Genomic DNA, 1,659 nt, shown 5'->3' on the forward strand with positions numbered 1-1,659 from the left:
CCGCCTTGCGGGCCAAGTTCGATCGGATTCTGCCGCATCTCGACGAGCGCCGCCGTCGGCTCTACCTGGCTAGCGAGGCCGCGGCCATCGGCCATGGCGGGATCACTCTGGTTGCTGCCGCCTCCGGGACCAGTTCCGCCACCATCGCGCGTGGCGTCACCGAGCTGGCCGGGGACCCGGTGCCGACGCGAAGGGTGAGGGCTGCGGGAGCTGGCCGCAAGCCGTTGACCGTCACCGACCCCGGCCTGCTGGCGGCTCTGGAGGCGCTGATCGAGCCGCACACCCGGGGTGATCCCGTCTCCCCGTTGCGATGGACCACCTTGTCGCTGCGGGAGCTGGCCTCGACTCTGACGTCGCAGGGTCATCCGGTCAGTGCCGCAACCGTCGGGCGCCTGCTGCACGGCCTGGGCTATAGCCTGCAGGGCACCGTCAAGACCACCGAGGGCGCCAGCCATCCGGACCGCGACGCCCAGTTCGCCCACCTGAACGCCACGGCCACCGCATTCCTCGACGACGGACAGCCGGTGATCAGCGTCGACACCAAGGCCAAGGAATGGCTCGGCAACCGAGACCGACCCGGTCGCACCTGGCGGCCGGGCAAGGACCCGATCAAAGTCGACTGCCACACCTTTACCACCAGCGACCAGCCCGTCGCCATCCCGTATGGGATCTACGACGTCGCTACCAACACCGGCTGGGTCAACGTCGGGACCGACCACGACACCGCCGAGTTCGCGGTGGAGTCCATACGCCGCTGGTGGCAGCGCCGCGGACAGGTGCACCACCCGGACGCAACCCGGTTGCTGATCAACGCCGACGCTGGCGGCTCGAACGATCCCCGCCGCTGGACCTGGAAGAAACATCTGGCCGCCTTCGCCCTGGAGAGCGGCTTGGAGATCACGGTCTGCCACTTTCCGCCGGGCACGTCGAAATGGAACAAAATCGAACACCGAATGTTCTGCCACATCACCGCGAACTGGCGCGGCCGACCACTGACCAGCTACCAGGTCGTCATCGAAACCATCGCCGCGACGACCACACGCACCGGGCTGACCATCGACGCCGAGCTGGACACCGGCAGCTACCGCCTGGGCACTACGGTGACCGCCGCCGAGTTCCAGGCCCTGCCGATCACGCCCGACGCGTTCCACGGCGACTGGAACTACACCCTGGCGCCAGTCCCGCCCCGAACGCCACAGACGCCGGCGACCGCCCGGCGGATCGACCCCGACCTGACCACAATGCTCAGCAATCCGGCCCTGACCGGCATGCCGCGGTCCGACTTCGAACGCCTGGTGGCAGTCTCCGAGCCGTACTGGGACGCCCTGGCCGAAGCGGCCTTCCAGCGACGCTTCCACCGTCCGCGCAGTTACCTCCACCCGCAGACCAGCAGCCTGGACCACTACCACCGCCTCCTGGCAGCGCTCTTACGCCGACGCAGGGCGATCACCAGCACCCTCCTGGCCCAGCTGCTGGGCGTCACCCGCACCAACCTCTCCAACCAGTTCCAAGACGGGCACCGGCTCCTGGACCTGCATCGCATCGCCGTTACACCGCTGCCTGGGTCGCCCGCCCGGACCCTCGAACAGCTTCGAGTTCGCTTGCCTGACGAGGACCATCCGGAAGATCAACCCTGACAGTTATTCAGAAACAAGCCCC

The 1,659-nt window shown here is 68.0% G+C and carries 1 pseudogene; it reads left to right on the plus strand.

Going from position 1 to position 1,659, the window contains the following annotated elements:
- Positions 1–1,537: pseudogene (locus tag AB0A61_RS41040) on the plus strand (ISAzo13 family transposase); the annotation flags it as partial.
- Positions 1,538–1,659 lie beyond the last annotated feature (122 nt).

The organism is Streptomyces sp. NPDC046197 (assembly GCF_040646295.1).
In the GTDB taxonomy this organism is placed as follows: domain Bacteria; phylum Actinomycetota; class Actinomycetes; order Streptomycetales; family Streptomycetaceae; genus Streptomyces.